The 14,845-nt window shown below is 61.2% G+C and carries 13 protein-coding genes; 6 read left to right on the forward strand and 7 right to left on the reverse strand.

The window, feature by feature from the left end; translation table 11 throughout:
* Positions 1-34 precede the first annotated feature (34 nt).
* Both WH87_RS00440 and WH87_RS00445 read left to right on the forward strand, forming a co-directional pair.
* Positions 35-925, forward strand: a complete 891-nt coding sequence (locus WH87_RS00440; RefSeq protein ID WP_046137777.1) for an aldose 1-epimerase — start codon at positions 35-37, stop codon at positions 923-925.
* Between the two features lie 11 nt (positions 926-936).
* Positions 937-1,701, forward strand: coding sequence for an SDR family NAD(P)-dependent oxidoreductase (locus WH87_RS00445; RefSeq protein WP_046137776.1), 765 nt, complete (start codon positions 937-939; stop codon positions 1,699-1,701).
* Positions 1,702-1,745: 44 nt separating this feature from the next.
* On the opposite strand, the gene WH87_RS00450 is transcribed toward WH87_RS00445, so the two are convergent.
* The 3 genes from WH87_RS00450 to WH87_RS00460 are packed head-to-tail and all read right to left on the reverse strand — an operon-like array spanning position 1,746 to position 6,565.
* Positions 1,746-4,901, reverse strand: a complete 3,156-nt coding sequence (locus WH87_RS00450) for an efflux RND transporter permease subunit (RefSeq protein ID WP_046137775.1) — start codon at positions 4,899-4,901, stop codon at positions 1,746-1,748.
* Positions 4,902-4,904: 3 nt separating this feature from the next.
* Entirely contained in the window at positions 4,905-6,101 is a 1,197-nt protein-coding gene (locus WH87_RS00455) for an efflux RND transporter periplasmic adaptor subunit (RefSeq protein WP_046137774.1), read from the reverse strand.
* The gene (locus WH87_RS00460; protein WP_046137773.1) at positions 6,098-6,565 is read right to left on the reverse strand and encodes a GbsR/MarR family transcriptional regulator; all 468 of its coding nucleotides are present in this window, start codon (positions 6,563-6,565) and stop codon (positions 6,098-6,100) included. The genes WH87_RS00455 and WH87_RS00460 overlap by 4 nt, the downstream gene beginning before the upstream one ends.
* A 477-nt stretch (positions 6,566-7,042) precedes the next feature.
* On the opposite strand from WH87_RS00460, the gene WH87_RS00465 reads away from it, so the two are divergent.
* Entirely contained in the window at positions 7,043-8,683 is a 1,641-nt protein-coding gene (locus WH87_RS00465) for a Na/Pi cotransporter family protein (protein ID WP_046137772.1), read from the forward strand.
* Between the two features lie 5 nt (positions 8,684-8,688).
* Here the strand turns inward: WH87_RS00465 and WH87_RS00470 are convergent, their stop codons facing one another.
* Together WH87_RS00470 and WH87_RS00475 are read right to left on the reverse strand one after the other, a co-directional pair.
* Positions 8,689-8,997, reverse strand: coding sequence for a TM2 domain-containing protein (locus tag WH87_RS00470; protein ID WP_046137771.1), 309 nt, complete (start codon positions 8,995-8,997; stop codon positions 8,689-8,691).
* A 155-nt stretch (positions 8,998-9,152) separates the two neighbouring features.
* On the reverse strand, positions 9,153-9,659 hold the full coding sequence (locus WH87_RS00475) for a pyridoxamine 5'-phosphate oxidase family protein (RefSeq protein WP_046137770.1): 507 nt from the start codon (positions 9,657-9,659) through the stop codon (positions 9,153-9,155).
* A 157-nt stretch (positions 9,660-9,816) separates the two neighbouring features.
* On the opposite strand from WH87_RS00475, the gene WH87_RS00480 reads away from it, so the two are divergent.
* The 3 genes from WH87_RS00480 to WH87_RS00490 all read left to right on the forward strand — a co-directional run bounded on the left by WH87_RS00480 (position 9,817) and on the right by WH87_RS00490 (position 13,710).
* Positions 9,817-10,338, forward strand: coding sequence for a heme-binding beta-barrel domain-containing protein (locus tag WH87_RS00480; protein WP_046137769.1), 522 nt, complete (start codon positions 9,817-9,819; stop codon positions 10,336-10,338).
* 103 nt (positions 10,339-10,441) lie between these two features.
* Entirely contained in the window at positions 10,442-11,164 is a 723-nt protein-coding gene (locus WH87_RS00485; RefSeq protein WP_046137768.1) for an ABC transporter ATP-binding protein, read from the forward strand.
* Positions 11,164-13,710 (forward strand): ABC transporter permease, encoded by a 2,547-nt coding sequence (locus WH87_RS00490; protein WP_046137767.1) that lies wholly within the window; start codon positions 11,164-11,166, stop codon positions 13,708-13,710. The genes WH87_RS00485 and WH87_RS00490 overlap by 1 nt, the downstream gene beginning before the upstream one ends.
* A 45-nt stretch (positions 13,711-13,755) precedes the next feature.
* Here the strand turns inward: WH87_RS00490 and WH87_RS00495 are convergent, their stop codons facing one another.
* Both WH87_RS00495 and WH87_RS00500 read right to left on the reverse strand, forming a co-directional pair.
* Positions 13,756-14,175, reverse strand: a complete 420-nt coding sequence (locus WH87_RS00495) for a DMT family transporter (RefSeq protein ID WP_046137766.1) — start codon at positions 14,173-14,175, stop codon at positions 13,756-13,758.
* Positions 14,172-14,660 carry a DMT family transporter gene (locus tag WH87_RS00500; protein WP_046137765.1) on the reverse strand — a complete coding sequence of 163 codons (489 nt, stop codon included), beginning with the start codon at positions 14,658-14,660 and terminating at the stop codon, positions 14,172-14,174. Before WH87_RS00500 ends, WH87_RS00495 begins: the two co-directional genes overlap by 4 nt.
* Positions 14,661-14,845: the final 185 nt, after the last annotated feature.

Raw genomic sequence — 14,845 nt, forward strand, 5'->3', positions numbered from 1 at the left:
CTTTGCCACGCTGTGGAAGACGGGGAGTTCCGCGATGGATGAGTTACTGGTGCTCGATGACGGCATCGCGCGCGTGGAAATCCACCCGAGCATGGGCGGCTCCGTGGGCCGTTACGACTACGTCTCGCATGGCGCGGTGATCCCAGTTTTCGATGTGTCGCCCAATGCCGGGCGCACCGACGCCTTTGCGTTGGGCTGCCAAGTCATGATACCTTTCGCCAACCGCATTTCTGGCGGCGGCTTCTGGCACGATGGGCAATTCCACCCCCTCGCGCCCAACAATCCCAGTGATCAATACCCCAATCACGGAAACGGCTTTCAGTCCGCCTGGGTCGTGGAAGAGCACACGCCAGGCAGCGCAACCCTCGCCCTCAAGTCCGAGGGGCCCGGCCCGTTCCGATACGACGCCCAGCTTACCTACACGCTCAGGGCTGGTGCACTGTCCATGCGCCTCATCGTCACCAACCGCGCCGATATCAGCCTGCCCTATGGCGTCGGTTTCCACCCCTGGTTCACTCGCACGCCGAGGGCCACCCTCACCTTCTCAGCCGATGGCTGCTGGACTGAGCACAGAGACCACCTCCCCGACAGTTTCCTGCCACTCGACGGCCCGGCCGCTTTCGACTTCCGCCAGACAAGCGCCCTCCCCGAGAGATGGATCAACATGGCTTTCACGGGCTGGGACCAAGCAGCCCGCCTCGACTGGCCAGAGCACGCCCTTGGCGTCACGCTCACCGCCTGCACGCCCCTCTCCACGCTCATGGTCTACTCCCCATCAAATGAGAGCAGCGCGGTCTGCATCGAGCCGGTGAGCCATAGCGTAGACGCCCACAATCGCACCGAGCCCGGCACCGCCCCACCGCAAGTGCTCGCGCCCGGGCAGACCTTGACTGCCTCTGCCACCATCACGCCCCAACCAATCTGAGAGACAAGAAAATGGACCTCGGGCTCAAAGGCAAAACCGTTGTGGTCACCGGCGCGTCCTCGGGGATCGGCCGCGCGACCGCCCTCACCTTCGCCGCAGAGGGCGCGCGCGTCGCGATCACCTATAGTGGATCGAAAGATCGTGCCGATGCCGTAGTCGAGACCATCGCTGCGGCAGGTGGCGAGGCCCTCGCTGTCCACCTTGATCTGGCTGACGCCAAAACTATCGACAGCGCGTTCGCAGAGGCCCGCACCCGCCTCGGCCCCATCGACGTGCTCATTGCCAACGCAGTCGCCCAGCCAGAGTGGCGCAGCTTTACGGACACCCCGCTTGATGAGTGGCTAAACGACGTCACCATCAACCTCGAGGGCACCATTCGCACCATAGCCGTCGCCCTGCCCGATCTTCGTGCCAATGCGGGCCGCCTGGTGATCATTTCCAGCGGTAGCGCAAGTGAAGGCCTGCCCAATGGCACCGCGTATCTAACGGCAAAGACTGCGCTGGAAGGCTTTGCCCGCTCTTTGGCATGGGAAGTCGGCAAGGACGGCCTGCTGGTCAACACCGTCGCGCCCGGTGTCACCCTCACACATCCCGCTGTCGGTGACGGCCAGCTGAAACGTGACGCCCTCGCGGCTAAGATTCCAAGCGGGAAGCTTTCGCAGCCGGAGGACGTCGCCGGACTGATCCTGTTCCTCGGCTCATTCGCCAACACTAATATGACCGGCGAAATCATGCGCGAAGGCTCATCGAACGGGCGTTCATCCCACATCGGCTAAGCCCAAAACAAAACGGGCGCCAGATTGACTGGCGCCCGTGGGGATTATTGCGCTGGAACCTTGTTTTCCAGTTCGTCTTCGTGGGCGTGTTCCACCGCGTCGGGGCTCTTGGGCATGAACCGGCGGGTGAAGGCACTGAACGTATCGAGGTAGGTCAGCAACACCGGCACCACCAACAGGGTCAGTGCCGTCGAGCTGATCAGACCGCCGATCACCGCGTGGGCCATCGGAGCGTTCTGGCCGCTACCTTCATGCAGGCTGAGCGCCAGCGGCAGCATGCCGAAAATCATGGCCAGGGTGGTCATGATGATCGGGCGGAAACGGGTCACACCCGCTTCAACCAGAGCCTCGTAGAGGTTCATGCCGGCACGTACGTGCTGGTTGGCATTGTCCACGAGCAGAATGGCGTTCTTCACCACCAGACCCATCAGCATGATGAAGCCGATTGCCGAGAACATATTCAGCGTGGAGCCACCAACCAACAGCCCCACCATCACGCCGATCAGGGCGAGCGGGAGCGAGCCCATGATGGCGATTGGCTGCAGGAAGCTGCCGAACTGGCTTGCCAGCACGAGGTAGATGAAGATGACGGCGAGCAGCAGAGCCGAACCGATGGCACCCATCGTGTCAGCAATCTGCTCGACTTCACCGCCAAACGAGGTGCGGTAGCCGATTGGCAGGTCGAGCTTGTCGACCGCCTGTTGTAGCTGGGCCGTCACCGAGCCAAGCTCGATGCCTTCGAGATAGGCCTCGACGGTCACGCCGCGCTGCAGATCCTTGCGGTTGATGGTTGCCGGACCCGTGCTCTGGATCACGTCAGCCACCTGCGACAGCGTCACCATGCCATTGGACCCGCTGGCGCCCGACTGGGCGATCGGCAGGTTGCCGATGGCGTCGATGTCATTGCGCAGCTCAGCTGGCAGACGCACCACGACCTTGTAGATCTGGCCATTTGGCGCAGTCCAGTCGGCCACTTCGTCGCCGGCGATCAATGGCCCAAGTGTTGCCGCGACCTGCCCAAGGGACACGCCGAGATTGTCGGCAAGGTCGCGATTGACCGTAATGCCAACCACAGGCTGAGCCTCGTCGAGGCTCGACTTGATGTCGATCAGGCCGTTGATCTGCTTGAGCTCGCCCACCAGCTGGTCCGCGAGGGTATCCAGCACGGTGAAGCTATCGCCATAGATGGTGATCGAAACAGGCGCGCTGGAACCACCGATACCCGATGCAGACGACACCACGAACTTGGCGCCGGGGACGGCAACCAGAGCCTGGCGGATCTGCGGCATCAGTTGAACTGGCGTGATGTCACGATGTTCCTTGTCCACCAGCGTCACCGTCATCGAGCCCGTATTGGCACCGGCTGAGGAGATGCTGCCGCCAACTGTCGAGTAGGTGGTTTCAACCACTGGCAGCTTGCGGATGATGGCTTCGGCCTGACGGAGCTTCGCGCCGGTATATTCCTTGCTCGAACCAGCTGGGGTTTCCACCGAAACGGTGAAGTTGCCATTGTCGGTGGATGGAATGAATTCCACACCAACACGCGGGAACAGCATGATTGCGCCGACAAAGGACATGACCGCGATCAGCAGCACCGACTTGCGATACTTCAGGCCCCAGCGGATCAGATGGCGATAGCCTTCACTGATCCACTCAAACAGGCGGTCAAACTGCGCCACGAGCCGCCCGATTGGGCCGCGCTTGGCGTTTGGATGCGATGCCGGATCGTACCACACGCTCGACATCATCGGATCGAGAGTGAAGGCAACGAACAACGAGATCAGCACTGCCACCGAAACGGTCACGCCGAACTGCAGGAAGAACCGCCCCATAATGCCGTCCATGAAGGCAACGGGGAGGAACACGGCTACGATGGAAAGCGTCGTCGCCATCACGGCGAGGCCGATTTCATTAGTGCCGTCAAACGCCGCCTGCCGGTGGGACTTGCCCATATGCAGGTGTCGCGTGATGTTTTCACGCACCACGATGGCGTCGTCGATCAGGATACCCACCGCCAGCGACAGTGCCAGCAGCGTCATCATGTTGAGGGTAAATCCAAGCACGCTCAGCGCCACCATCGTACCGATGATGGAGATGGGCAGGGTCAGACCGGTAATGATGGTCGAGCGCCAGGAGTTGAGGAACAGGAAGACGATGATCACCGCCAGGGCGGCGCCTTCGATCAGCATGTTCTGCACGGCGTGGAACGAGTCCTCCACCGGCTTGGCATTGTCCACCACGACCTCGATTTTGACGGTGCCTTCCGGGAGTTCCTTGGTCAGCAGGTCGTTGATGGTCTTGCGGATGGATTCAGCGACGCCAACGGTATTGGCGCCCTGCGTCTTGAGGATATCGACGGCCAGCGCGCGCTCGCCATTGAGAATGGCAAGGCTGGACGCTTCGCCGGTACCGTCTTCGATCGTCGCCACGTCGCGCAGGGTGACCGGCTGGCCGCCCTGATTGCCGACGATGACGTCATAGAAGGCCTGTTCGTCGACGAGACGACCCAGAACCTGGATGGACTGAACGATGCTGCCCTGGGTGATCGAACCGGCGGCGAGATCCTTGTTGGCAGCCTGCAGCGCCGAGATGACGGCATTGGGGCTGATGTTGAAGGCGGTCAGGCGGTCAGGGTCGATCAGAATGTTGAGCTGGCGCGGCACGCCACCAACGACGGAGGCGCTACCAACACCGGTGATGTTGGAGAGGCGCTTGACGATGATGTCCTGCGTCAGTGCAGTCAGATCGCGATCCGACAGCGTATCGGAGCTCACAGCGAGCGAGAGGATCGGCAAGGCGCTCGGGTCAAACCGCAGCACCTGCGGATCGTTGGCGCCGCTTGGCAAGCGAGCCTTGACCGGGTCGATCTTGTCGCGAACGTCCTGCGCCTTTTCCTGCGAATTGGCTTCCAGGTCGAAGATCATGATGATCAGCGCCTGGCCGGCCTGGGCGGTGGACTGGATGGTGTCGAGGCCGGCGATGGTGTTGACGGCATCTTCGATGGGTTTGACGATGTCGGCCTCAACGGCCTCGGGCGATGCGCCCGGATAGCTGACGACCACCGCCACGACGGGGAAGTCGACGGCCGGCATCTGCTCAATCGGCAGACGCTGATAGGAGTAAACGCCAAACACCATGATCGCCACCATGATCATGGTGGCGAAAACCGGGTGATTGACGCTGATACGGGTTAGAAACATCGATCAGCCCTCAACGATTTCGTAGGCTTGACCAACGGACAGCTCGGTGAGCGGGGCGGTGACAACACTGTCGCCAATGGTGAGGCCGGTGACTTCGACCAGACGGCCGCGATCCCAGGCATCGCCAACTTCCACGGCCTGACGGATCAGAGTGCCGTTCGAGAGCTTGAGCACATAGTTGCCATCAGCATCTTCACGGATCGCGGCCAGGGGCACGGCAATCGCGTCAGCCTGTTCGGCAACGGTGATTTCACCCGTAGCGAACATACCGCCACGCAGACGACCCTGCCCGTTTTCGAGAGCAATATAGATCGGCACGGTGCGAGTACCCGAAAGGGCAACAGGGTTCACGCGGGTGACGCTGCCGGTGAAGGTCTGATTATCGAGGCCATTGACCGTCACAGCCACGGACTGACCAGGGGTGACAAGCGCGCTGGAGTTGACCGAAGCCGAAGCCTGGAACTCCATCTCGAAGAGATTGACGATGGTGAACAGTGGCGTACCGGCATTGATGGTCTGGCCGGGTTCAACGGAGCGCTCGGACACAGTACCATCGAGGGGCGACACCACAGTGGCGTTGCTCAGCGCCAGTTCGGCGGCCTGAACGCCGCTTTCAAGCGCCGCCAGATTGGCTTCGAGTGCGGCCGTGGACGAACGGGCCTGTTCAAGCGTTGAGGGGCTTGCAAGACCCTGGCGAGCCAGTTCCTGCGTGCGCTCAAGTGCCTGCTGCGCGGACAGGAGCTGGGCGCGAGTGCCGTCAGCGGTTGCGCGCTGCTGGTTCACCTGGAATTCGAGATTGGCACGATCGATTTCGGCCAGCACGGAGCCTGCCGCAACGGTATCGCCGGGACGAACGGCGACGCTGAGCACACGACCAGATGCCTGCGAAGCAACAGCCGACTGACGCGCAGGAACGAGCGTACCCGTAACCTTTGCGGTTTGACGCAAGGTCGCTGGCGCGATTTCCGAGATTTCGGTCTTGAGCAGCTGGCGGACGACTTCCGTGTTCGCCGCTTCCTCAGTGGGTTCTTCCGCTGGGGGACGGGTCAGCACGAAGGCTGCAATGCCGAAGACGACAACGCCCAGCACCACCCATGGCATGATCCTGCGGCGAGGCTTCAACCCCTCCGCAACGCGGCGTGCGTTGTCCTTCTCGCGCTTGCTTTGCGCCCAATCCGGTTTTTCGTGTGCTTCGGTCATTCTACGTCCTTGTGGGGCGCCTTGTCTTCGCGCAGGGCTACAGCCCAATTCTGAAGTATCTCGGCAGATTTCTCATAAAAATTAGATAGGTCACCAATGCGTTGGAGTGCCTCCGGGGCGACTCCCTCCATCGGCACAATGCACTCGGCGATTACGCGAGCATGACGGTGAAACTGCTCAGCCATCTGCTCCAACATGGTAAAGTACGGAGATTCAGATAATTCGTAGTAATCCTGCCGGTCTCCCGCATGGCTAGTCAGCCGCAAAATACTACGCTTGGCAAGTTCACGGGCATTGGTGCTGACGCTGGCGCGGCTCACCTGTAGCCGTTCACTGATCTCGTGCAGGCTCATCTCGCGCCCTTCGACCAGCAACAGGCCAAAAATGCGCCCGGCAATGCGTGCGCCGCCCCCCTCTTGGGAGAGCAAGCCCATCTGTTCGATAAAACGCTCGATAGCCGTCATCCGACATCAGCCCTATTCAGATCGATCAGTCCATACTGAACGCTCATTATAAAGTAAACCAGACGCGACGCCGGGTACGTCTGCGCCTGACGCAAGGCTCGGTATTGGGCCAAGCTCGTCCGACCATCAGCCAAGACCGCATTGAAACACTCGCAAATAAATGGCCAGACAAACCGCAAATCCCCGCCTACGCAGAGACTAGGGTTTGCCACCACCGCCCCCACCAAAAAGCACCAACGAACTTACTGCCAAGACGATGATAATGTGAACATTTTCGCTGCAGGCCCACGCTTTGGCCATGATTGCGGATTATGGTCTCATTTGCTTCGCGCAATAATGCCCATCAGGCTCATTGCACTGCGAGACTTGCAAACAAATATCAGCAGGCCGAAGCTCCCTCCCTAAAGACCGCTCTGCGCCGCCGATATGACGAGCAGCCAGCGCTGTTCCTCACCTCAAGTCCAGAAAAGCGGCTCCATGTCCTCGACCATCCTATTGATTGACCTATTAGGCGCTGCTGCGCTGTTGCTTTGGGGCCTACGCATGCTCAAAGCCGGGATCAATCACGCCTTTGGCCCGCAATTGCGGAGGTTCCTGTCGTTGGGCACCCGCAATCGCTTCGCGGCCTTTGGCACTGGGTTCGTCACCACATTGGGCCTGCAGAGCAGCACGGCCATGGCAATTATGGTCAGCTCGTTCGTGGCGCAGGGCATGGTCACGCCGGTGATGGCGCAGGCGGTTATGTTGGGTGCCAATGTCGGCACCAGTGTCGTGACGCAGGTTCTGGCCTTCGACCTCGGCTGGCTTGCGCCTGCCGCCATTCTCGTCGGTGTCATTGCCTCCGGCCGCCAACACCGGCGCACCCGCGGCATTGGCGAAGCCGTATTGGGTGCCGGCCTCATGCTTTTGTCACTCAAGCTGATGTCCGAAGCCACATTGCCAATGCGCGATTCAGAGGCCCTCGCCGCCTTCTTCGCTCTCCTCGGCGATGCCCCCATCATTGCTATTCTATTGTCTGCGGCACTGGCGGCTGCTTCGGCCTCCAGCCTGGCGGTTGTTCTGCTGGTGATGTCGCTCGCCGCCGCCGGTGGCATTGATGCGCAATTGTGCCTGCTGCTTGTTGCCGGTGCCAATCTGGGTGGCGCTCTGCCTCCGGTACTGGCGGCCAGCGCCGAAGGCCCAGCGGCGCGGCGCGTTGCCGTCACCAACCTCGTGGTGCGCGGGCTCGGGGCGGTCATCCTGATGTTCGCCATCGGCTGGATCGTGCCGCTCACCAGTGGCTATACCAATCTCGGCCGCCTCGTGGTCGACGCCCATGTGGGCTTCAACATCGCGCTGGCGGCGATCTTCCTGCCGCTCATCGGCCCGCTGACCCGCACACTGGCGCGCGTTCTGCCCGACAAGGCCATTGAGGGCGAATATGGGCCACGCCATCTCGATGAAGCCGCACTCGCCGATCCACCGGCCGCGCTGGCCGCCGCGACGCGGGAAACGCTCCGCATTGGTGACGTGGTGGAGAACATGCTCGAGGTCAGCCTCGGCGCACTCAAGACCAATGACGAAATGCTATGCCAGAGCATCTTCCCGCTCGATGACAAGGTCGATGCCCTCGAGGGCGCGGTGAAGCTTTACCTCGCTCGCATCGATCGCACCAAAATGGACGACGCCGAGACACTGCAGGCAAATGCCATCCTAGACTATGCGATCAACCTCGAGCATGTCGGCGACATCATCGAGCGCAGCCTTTCGCGCATGACCCTCAAGAAAATCGAGAAGCAATTGCTGTTCTCCGAGGAAGGCATGCAGGAGTTGGAGGAGCTCTATCTCGACTCCATCGACAATCTTCAGCTCGCCCAGGGCGTGTTCCTCAGCCGCGACAAGCGCATGGCGCGGCGACTGATGGAGAGCAAGGTGTCGATCCGGCACAAGGAGAAAATCTCATCCAGCAGCCACATGGCGCGCCTGCAGGATGGCCAGATTGCAACGCTTCAGACGACCGAAATCCACCTCGATATCCTGCGTGATCTCAAACGGATCAACGCCCATCTGGTCTCGGTCGCCTATCCTATTCTGGAAGAGGCCGGGATGCTGCGGGAGAGCCGGCTCAGGAAAACCTGAGCCGCTTAGCGGCGGCGCGAGAACACGCGGTCCGCAATGGCAGTGTTGCGCCCAGCGGCCATGCCGGGGATCAGCAGCGCATCAATGAGCCACCACAGGCCCACCACGAACCACAGGAAGCCAAGCACACCAAAAGAGACGAACGTCAGCAGCAGCACCACAGCTGAGAAGGCAAACATCAGGAAGCCACTCAGCGGGCGGCCAAGATAAAACCGGTGCGCACCGACATAGCCCAGGAAAAACCAGAGCACATAGGCCACAACCAGCGACTTCTTTTCGATGTCATACTGGGCAGATACGCGATCATAGGTCATGGATTGTCCCTCGTTCATGGCCACAAAATGGGAATAAATGTCCCCCGTTCAAGACCTTGCCGCAAGATGTCGGCATTGGAGGAAGTCGAAACGAGCGGACGACCCGATGGAGGATTGCGAGGGATGGCCGTCCCGCTCGACACGCCGAGGCTGCCCTAGAGCTTTACCTTGGCATTGTCCCCCATTTCAGGGGCTGCCCCGGTAACAGCTGCCACCAGCATTTTCGCGCCGGCAACGACTGCGTTGGGGCTATCCCAGAGTTCACCGTCCTCGGGGGTCACGGTGATCAAACGGATCGTTGGATCGTTGGCGTCTTCCCACCACACTTTGTCCCAGTCGGACCAAAGCTCGGCGATCTTGGCTCGGTCATTGGACAGCGCCGCTTCACCAGCGATCACAGCATATTTATGACCGCCACTATCGACCCACGCGAGGGACACAGTGGGGAATTCTTCGAGCTGACCGTTCTTTGCGCCAGACACGTCAACGAGGAAGTATATTACTCCCTCATCGCGCCGCACACGGGCGGAAAGCGGGCGACTCCGCTGCTGATGACCGTCCCAGGTCGTGAACATGCAGATGTCGATCTTCTTGGCCAGTTCCCAGATCCGATCAACGACTTCGGCGCGTGGGGCTGGATTATCGTCGGAACGTTCTTTCATGACACACCATTGTTGGTTGCATGAACAGAACGGGCCACGGCAGCATAAGTTGCCAATGGCGAGAAGTGGCGTGTACCATTCACGCTGGGGATTCTTGGATAAGTGTTGCCTTGCCTGAAACGGGATTGGCACCAATCGTTAGACGAGGCGAATAAGTATGAATGCTTTTCTCAAGGTGCTCGGAGCAGGTCTGATGTTTCAGGCCGCTGCGCTTGGTGCATCCCCGGCGTCTGCCGGTGAAGCCGAGCTGGCTTTGCTGAGCTCTTACATCGGCAACTGGCAGGGCCAGGGCGCTCTGGTCGGTGGCGACAAGAATGAGCCCTTCCGCTGCCGTCTGGCCGTTGCCAAGGGCAACCAGACCAAAGTCACCTATACCGGCCGGTGCAGTCTCGTCAGCGCAAACCTGTCGATCAGCGGCACCATCGCGTTCAACGACAATGCCAAGCAGTACGAAGCAGCCATGAGTTCGAACGCCGGATTTACCGGCCTCGCCATCGGCAAGCTACAGGGTCAGAAGATTACCTTCGACCTGCGCGAACAGCAGCGCGACCGCTCCGGCAGCGATGTGCGTATCGGCTCCCAGATTCTGCTCGTGGACGGCAAGATCACCGTGAACTTTGAAGTCGAATTCAACAATTCGGGGGATGTCCTTCACGCTTCGGTTCCATTTGCCCGGTAGCCATCCATAATACGCTGGCGCCAGTCGCATAATCGTAGCGGTTGGCGCCGTTCCGGCTAACGCAATGACAACCATTGCACGACGTATGATGGCATGAGGTCACATGGATTTGCTTCCCCAGGACTATGACGGCGACACTATCGTCGACGCCGTGGACGTGACGTACAGTCTGGAAGTGGGTTCGCGGCCCCTGCATATTCTCAAGGGCGTATCGCTCCGCGTTGAACCTGCGCAAGTCGTTGCAATCGTTGGCCCTTCAGGCAGCGGGAAGACCTCGCTGCTGATGCTTCTGGCAGGCCTTGAACGCGCCACGACCGGTCAAATCATCGTGCGTGGACAGAACCTGTCCCATCTCGGCGAAGACGATCTGGCCCGTTTCCGGCGCAAATCGCTCGGTATCGTCTTCCAAAGCTTCCATCTTATCCCCTCCCTCACCGCGCTTGATAATGTAGCGCTGGCGTTGGAGATCGCGTCGCCTGAACTGTCCATGAAAGAAACACGCGCTGCGGCCACAGAAGCCTTGATTTCCGTGGGTTTGGGCCAGCGCCTTGACCATCGCCCCACCGCTTTGTCGGGTGGCGAGCAGCAGCGCGTGGGCCTTGCCCGCGCTATGGTGACCAATCCGCCCCTGCTTCTGGCCGATGAGCCGACAGGCAATCTCGATCAGGAAACCGGCGCTCTGGTGGTCGATCTGATGTTTGACCTGGCCCGTCAGCGTGGCACTGCCGTGGTTCTGATCACCCATGATCCGGGCCTTGCCGCCCGCGCCGACCGGGTTTTGACCATGACCCAGGGTGAATTGACTGAAACCGTGGCGGTAGGCTGATGCGCGCCGCCTGGGCGACGATCCGCATTGGCCTTCTGGATCTGCGCGGCGACATTCGCCGCTTCGTACTGCTTGTTGTATGCCTCGCCGTCGGCACGGCGCTGATTGCGGGCGTCAGCTCGGTCGGCGCCAGCGTCGCCAGGGCAATTGATGCCAGCGCAGCGGAATTGATGGGCGGCGACCTTGAACTCTCCCGCGCGGACCGTCCCGCGACCGCGGACGAGCTCAAAGACATGGCGGCGCTTGGTACCGTTGCATCAGTGTTCGACACCAACCTGCGCGCCCAATCCGACACCGCCGACGCTTTCGTCGATCTGGCGGTGGCCGGAGACACCTATCCACTGGTGGGTGCCGTGCAAAGCACAGGCGTTCCGCCGGGCGAAAAGATCAATGATTTCCTCGCCGTAAAGGACGACGTTCCCGGCGCGCTCGTTGACGCGCTCATGCTCGACCAATTGGGTATCGGCGTTGGCGACACCTTCCAGCTTGGCGGCACGACTTTTGAGGCGCGGGGCACGCTGGTGAGGCTGCCGGACGCAGCTGTGCGTGGCTTCCGTCTTGGCCTTACGACACTGATTTCCGTCGAGGGCTTTTCGGGCATTTCCGACCGAACCTCGCCACTGCCCGGCCTTGGCAGCTGGTTCCGCTACAAGATCCTGCTCGATGACGGCGACGCCGATAGCGTCAAAGCTCAGCTTGAGGAAACCTATGGCGCGATGGGCTGGACCATCCGCTCCGCCCGCGATGGCCTCGGGCCGATGGTGCGCTATTACGATCTCTTTATGCGCTTCCTGGTCATTGTGGGCCTCGGTTCGCTGCTCATTGGCGGCGTCAGCGTCTGGGCCAGCATGCAGGCCTACATCACCGAGCGGGCCAATGTGATCGCCGTGCTGCGCAGCATGGGCTCGGATCGCGGGCGCGTCATGCTGCACTTCTTCTCGCAGGTGGCCATGCTGGCCGCGATTGGCGTCGGCATCGGGCTCGTGGTGGGCGGCAGCGTCGCCTACCTCATCCTGCCACTGGTGGGCAAAGCCGTTGGTATTGGCCTCGCGCCCGCCGTGCACTTGCAGCCGCTGCTGATCGCGGCCGCTGCGGGCTTCGTCACTGCCTTTGGCTTTGCCTATCTACCGCTGCAGCAGGCGCAGACCATTCGCCCCGTTCACCTTTTCCGCTCCAAGGGCCTGTCAGCCCCGCCGATGGACTGGAAGAGCCTCCTCACCTCGTGGCAGGTGCTCCCGCTTCTTCTCGCTTTGGCAGCGTTCCTGTTGCTTGCTTATGCGATGACCGGAGATTGGTTGCTGGTGCTGGCCTTTGCTGGTGCTAGCGCTCTGGCTGTGCTGGTGTTCCGCGGCTTTATCGGCGTAGCCCAGTGGGCCCTGCGCCACTTGCCGGAACCACCAAACCGCATCCTGCGCCATGCCTTGCGCTCGATTTCCAGCACAGGCTCCAATGCCACGTCTGTGGTCGTTGCCGCCGGTATGGCCCTTGCTATGCTGATTGTCGTGCTCGTGTTGCAGGGCAATCTGCGGCAGGAATTCCTCGGAGCATCATCATTTGACGTACCCACACTTGTGGCGTCGGACCTGTTCCCGGACGAAGTCGACACGCTCGCCAGCATGTCAGGCCCCGGCACCAACATCACCCAATTCATCGCGACACCGATGCTGCGCGGCGCGCTGACCGAGATCAACGGCGTGCCCGTGGCCGATGTGCGCACGCACGGTCCCGAAGCAACGTTCCTGTTGTCGGGCGAAGTCCCCCTCACCTATCGTCAAGTGATGCCCGCATCGTCCAAGTTGGTCTCGGGCAAATGGTGGCCAGCGGACTACGACGGCCCCGGACTTGTCTCTTTGCACCAGAGCCTGCGCTACGGCCTCGGCGTCAATCTCGGCGATACGCTGAGCTTTTCGATCTTCGGCGATACCGTCACCGTAGAGATCGCCAGCTTCCGCGATTATTCGTGGCAAGGCGGTATTGATTTCCTCGCCACCTTCTCGCCAGCCGTGCTTGAGCAGTATCCAACGACGCTGTTCGCAGCAGTCACCGCCGCGCCCGGCGCTGAAAAGACCGTCGAGCGCGAGCTTGCGGTCGCCCTGCCCGACATTCGCTTCATCGCCATTGGCGACACGCTCAAGCAGATCACCGATGCGCTGCACCAACTCTCCTTTGCGGCAACGCTGGTCGGCGGCCTCGCCGTCGGTAATGGCCTTCTGGTGCTGGTGGGCAGCCTGGCGACCGGGCGTCGTCAGCGCGAAGCTGATACCGTCATCGGCAAGGTGCTGGGCACGACGCGGTTTGAGCTGCTCGCCACATCATTTGTGCAGTATTTCATCCTGGCCATTCTGGCCGCCATTCCGGCGGCAGCGCTCGGGGTTGGCGTTGCCTGGCTGGTCGGTCAGGCAATGCTCGACGTAGGCTTCAGCCTCGATGTCGATGCGCTGGTCGTGGTTTTGGTGACTGCAACCATCATGACTGCCCTGCTCGGCGCGACGACCATTCTGCGCGCCGCTTCGGCTCGTCCGGCACGCCTACTCCGCGACCTCTAAAAAGACTTATGCCCGCTCCAACTGGAGCGGGCATACTTGTTTGCATCAACGGCGCTGCGCCAAGGCCATGCCGCCAAGAATCAACAACACGCCCAGCGCGCTCGCCCAGAGTGTCGTGGGCACGGACCGGAGCAGATCGAGAGCCACGCCCGACACCATCTGACCGCCAATGACCAGCATGGCAGTATTGACCGCGCCAATGCGGGCAATGAGCCAACTCCCGGCGGCGACAAAAACGACGCCAATCGGGCCGCCAATATAGGCGTGCCAGGGCGCGTCCCCTGCTCCGGCCGGGATCAACCCGCCGATGATCAAGCCAAGCACAGTCAGCAGCGCAAAGCCAACAATGTGGTTCCAGAATGAGGCGATCAGCGGCGACGTCGAAATCGCTAAACGGCCATTGAGCTGCCGGCTAAGGCCAACGAGAAGACCGGCGAGGAGTGCAAACAGAATTGGGGCGATCATGCTCCAGCTCCCATGCCAACGAGAATGATCAGCGCGCTACCCGCGACCACCAGCCCCAACGCTCCAAAATCCTTGGGCAACAGCTTGCGCTTGGGCAGGCCGAACAGCCCCCAGAGATCGGCTGCAAGGCTGAACACCACCTGCCCGGCAAGACCGAGCGCCAACGTACCGGCCAGACCGAGCGGGGTGTTGACCGTAGTTGAGGTCAGCATCACCGTGATCGCACCCGACAGACCGCCGAGATAGGCCCAGAGCGGCGCTCTCGGTTTGGTGTCGCTCGCCTTGGGCCGACGGCGCCACAGCACGGCCAGCAGCACAGCGGCGGCAACAGTGCCGGTGCCATGTGCAGCCCACGACGAAAACAGCGGGCTGGCATAGCGGCCCAGTTCGCCATTGAAAAAGACCATGAGGGTCAGCAAGCCGCCCGTGCCAAAGGCCGCGAGCAGATGCAGCGGGTTGGGGCGCTGCGTTTCGGTGTTGGACATGTCGATCGATCCGAATCGGGAGAAGGCGCTCAAACTAGACGCTCCCACCACCACGCGGCGAGCGCCAGAAAGCCACAGATCGGTCCGACAACAAGCAGCCATCCGGCAGCGTTCCGTGAGCACCAAACTCCCAAGCCAGCGTTTTGGAGCATGATTTTTTGCGGCGCGCGTATCGGACAATATGG

This window comes from Devosia epidermidihirudinis (assembly GCF_000971295.1).
GTDB lineage: Bacteria > Pseudomonadota > Alphaproteobacteria > Rhizobiales > Devosiaceae > Devosia > Devosia epidermidihirudinis.

Excerpts from the sequence above, each read along its gene's own strand:
- WH87_RS00440 (WP_046137777.1), top strand. The coding sequence starts at position 35 with ATGGATGAGTTACTGGTGCTCGATGACGGCATCGCGCGCGTGGAAATC.
- WH87_RS00445 (WP_046137776.1), top strand. The coding sequence starts at position 937 with ATGGACCTCGGGCTCAAAGGCAAAACCGTTGTGGTCACCGGCGCGTCC.
- WH87_RS00450 (WP_046137775.1), bottom strand. The coding sequence starts at position 4,901 with ATGTTTCTAACCCGTATCAGCGTCAATCACCCGGTTTTCGCCACCATG.
- WH87_RS00455 (WP_046137774.1), bottom strand. The coding sequence starts at position 6,101 with ATGACCGAAGCACACGAAAAACCGGATTGGGCGCAAAGCAAGCGCGAG.
- WH87_RS00460 (WP_046137773.1), bottom strand. The coding sequence starts at position 6,565 with ATGACGGCTATCGAGCGTTTTATCGAACAGATGGGCTTGCTCTCCCAA.
- WH87_RS00465 (WP_046137772.1), top strand. The coding sequence starts at position 7,043 with ATGTCCTCGACCATCCTATTGATTGACCTATTAGGCGCTGCTGCGCTG.
- WH87_RS00470 (WP_046137771.1), bottom strand. The coding sequence starts at position 8,997 with ATGACCTATGATCGCGTATCTGCCCAGTATGACATCGAAAAGAAGTCG.
- WH87_RS00475 (WP_046137770.1), bottom strand. The coding sequence starts at position 9,659 with ATGAAAGAACGTTCCGACGATAATCCAGCCCCACGCGCCGAAGTCGTT.
- WH87_RS00480 (WP_046137769.1), top strand. The coding sequence starts at position 9,817 with ATGAATGCTTTTCTCAAGGTGCTCGGAGCAGGTCTGATGTTTCAGGCC.
- WH87_RS00485 (WP_046137768.1), top strand. The coding sequence starts at position 10,442 with ATGGATTTGCTTCCCCAGGACTATGACGGCGACACTATCGTCGACGCC.
- WH87_RS00490 (WP_046137767.1), top strand. The coding sequence starts at position 11,164 with ATGCGCGCCGCCTGGGCGACGATCCGCATTGGCCTTCTGGATCTGCGC.
- WH87_RS00495 (WP_046137766.1), bottom strand. The coding sequence starts at position 14,175 with ATGATCGCCCCAATTCTGTTTGCACTCCTCGCCGGTCTTCTCGTTGGC.
- WH87_RS00500 (WP_046137765.1), bottom strand. The coding sequence starts at position 14,660 with ATGTCCAACACCGAAACGCAGCGCCCCAACCCGCTGCATCTGCTCGCG.